This window comes from Mesorhizobium sp. M7A.F.Ca.ET.027.03.2.1 (genome assembly GCF_003999175.1).
In the GTDB taxonomy this organism is placed as follows: domain Bacteria; phylum Pseudomonadota; class Alphaproteobacteria; order Rhizobiales; family Rhizobiaceae; genus Mesorhizobium.
The window spans coordinates 1-2,121 of record NZ_RZOM01001072.1 but is presented as its reverse complement, the minus strand read 5'-3'; the positions used below and the strand labels follow the sequence as shown (position 1 = coordinate 2,121).

General features: G+C 60.4%; 3 protein-coding genes and 1 pseudogene. 3 read left to right on the top strand and 1 reads right to left on the bottom strand.

Annotation, left to right across the window (positions count from 1 at the left end):
* A pseudogene (locus EN750_RS41095) lies at positions 1–107 on the bottom strand (iron-sulfur cluster assembly scaffold protein); the annotation flags it as partial.
* 240 nt (positions 108–347) lie between these two features.
* Here EN750_RS41095 and folE point away from each other — a divergent pair.
* From folE to EN750_RS31270, 3 genes are all read left to right on the top strand, one after another.
* A complete protein-coding gene (gene folE / locus EN750_RS31280) occupies positions 348–983 on the top strand; it encodes a GTP cyclohydrolase I FolE (RefSeq protein ID WP_127399015.1) in 636 nt (211 codons plus the stop codon).
* A 90-nt stretch (positions 984–1,073) separates the two neighbouring features.
* Entirely contained in the window at positions 1,074–1,535 is a 462-nt protein-coding gene (hisI, locus tag EN750_RS31275; protein WP_127399016.1) for a phosphoribosyl-AMP cyclohydrolase, read from the top strand.
* A gap of 81 nt (positions 1,536–1,616) precedes the next feature.
* On the top strand, positions 1,617–2,121 hold a 505-nt coding region (locus tag EN750_RS31270; RefSeq protein ID WP_189526587.1), incomplete at its 3' end, for a patatin-like phospholipase family protein.

Here is a 2,121-nt window from a genome sequence, read left to right as displayed (position 1 = left end):
AGCTTGGAGTGAGCCTTGGCGGTCGCGTCAGGATGATCGAGACGGCCGATGCGGCCAATGTTCCCGGCAAAACCGAGAATTTTCGCGTTGTAGACCTCGTTTATCATTATTTTCCAATCCGTCGCCGCCAAGCGAACAGCGATTGCCGCTGTCGTGTCTTCCTTTCGCTCGCTATGACCTTATATAATGCTGGCAGTCCGGTATCGACAAGAACGACGAAAGCCAATGTCCTTGCCGGGAAGTTCACGCCACTTACGGGGCTGGAAACGGGGCGAGTTTCCGACACCGAAAGGTCGTGGTCCGTTCAACTCGTTCCTCCGCCGAGAGGGACTACGGGAGACGCCTTTATGGATGCCGTCATCAAGAAGCTCATGCCACAGTCAGCCTATATGGAAAAGCCGGTCACCGACCGGCCAAGCGAAGCCGAAGTCGAAGCCGCCGTGCGCACGCTTTTGCGCTGGACCGGCGACAATCCGGACCGCGAAGGGCTGATCGACACGCCGAAGCGGGTGGCAAAGGCCTATCGCGAAATGTTCGGCGGCTACGACATGTGCCCGGCGGACGAGCTCGGCCGCACCTTCGAGGAGGTCGCCGGCTACGACGACCTGGTCATCGTCAAGGACATAACATTCCATTCGCATTGCGAGCACCACATGGTGCCGATCATCGGCAAGGCGCATGTCGGCTATCTGCCGGATGGCAAGGTTGTCGGCCTGTCCAAGATCGCCCGCGTCGTCGATATCTTCGCCCACCGCCTGCAGACCCAGGAGGCGCTGACGGCGCAGATCGCCGGCGTCATCCAGGACGTGCTCAATCCGCGCGGCGTCGCCGTCATGATCGAGGCCGAGCACATGTGCATGGCCATGCGCGGCATCCGCAAGCAGGGTTCAACTACGCTGACCTCGACCTTCACCGGCGTCTTCAAGGATACGCCCGAAGAGCAGGTTCGTTTCGTGACCATGGTGCGTGGCGGCGGGATCTGAATGGCCCTCGCCGGCCATCAGACCATGATCCCGAAAAGTGGAGACCGGTTTTCGGACAAGATCATGGTCAACGAGGAAAATGGACCGGCGATGTCGGCACTGGAATTTCCAAAAGCTCCGTCGGACAAGAAAGCGCTCGAGGAAGGCGCGGTGTTCTCGCCGCGCTTCGATGCAGCCGGGCTGGTCACGGTCGTCGTCACCGATGCCGGAGACGGCATGCTGTTGATGGTTGCGCATATGAATGCGCAAGCACTGGCACTGACGCTGGAGACCGGCATCGCCCACTACTGGTCGCGCTCGCGCAACGTGCTTTGGAAAAAGGGCGAAACATCAGGCAATTTTCAGCATGTCGTCGAGATGCTCACGGATTGTGACCAGGATGCCATATGGTTGCGCGTCAAAGTGTTGGGCCACGACGCAACCTGTCACACCGGCCGGCGTTCATGCTTTTATCGGACGGTGGGGCTGATCGATGGCAAGGGGACGCTTGCCGGCGACGGCAGCAAGCCGCTGTTCGATACGGAAAACACGTATCGGAAACCACCAGCTTGAACCTTCTGCCTGACACCAACCACACAGATTCATCATTTCGATACGGCCCGCTCGTATAGTAGCCGTGGGACAAGGGAGATCATGATGCTCGAGTGGGCGTCATTGCGTAACAGACCAGATGTCAGGGAGGCCAACGGCCTATCCTCGTCAGGCGGCGCGTCCGAAACCAACTCCCAGAAGAAAACAGCCATTTCGCTCGCCTTGGGTGGCGGTTGCGCCCGCGGCTGGGCGCATATCGGCGTGCTGCGCGCGCTCGACGAAGCCGGCATCGAAGTGTCGATGATCGCCGGCACCTCGATCGGCGCGTTGGTCGGCGGCTGCTATCTCGCCGGCAAACTGGACGAGCTCGAAGAATTCGCCCGCAGCCTGACCAAGCGCCGCATCTTCGGCCTGCTCGATCTCAATTTGCGCGGCAGCGGCCTGTTCGGCGGTATGAAGCTCGATGCAAGGCTGCGCGAGCACATGGCCGGCATTCGTTTCGAGGACCTTGCCAAGCCGTTCGTCGCGGTCACCTCCGAAATCCGCACCGGCCACGAAATCTGGCTGTCGAGCGGCTCATTGATCACCGCCATGCGCGCCTCCTACG

Coding starts and splice junctions, on each gene's coding strand:
- folE (WP_127399015.1), top strand. CDS start 348: ATGGATGCCGTCATCAAGAAGCTCATGCCACAGTCAGCCTATATGGAA.
- hisI (WP_127399016.1), top strand. CDS start 1,074: ATGTCGGCACTGGAATTTCCAAAAGCTCCGTCGGACAAGAAAGCGCTC.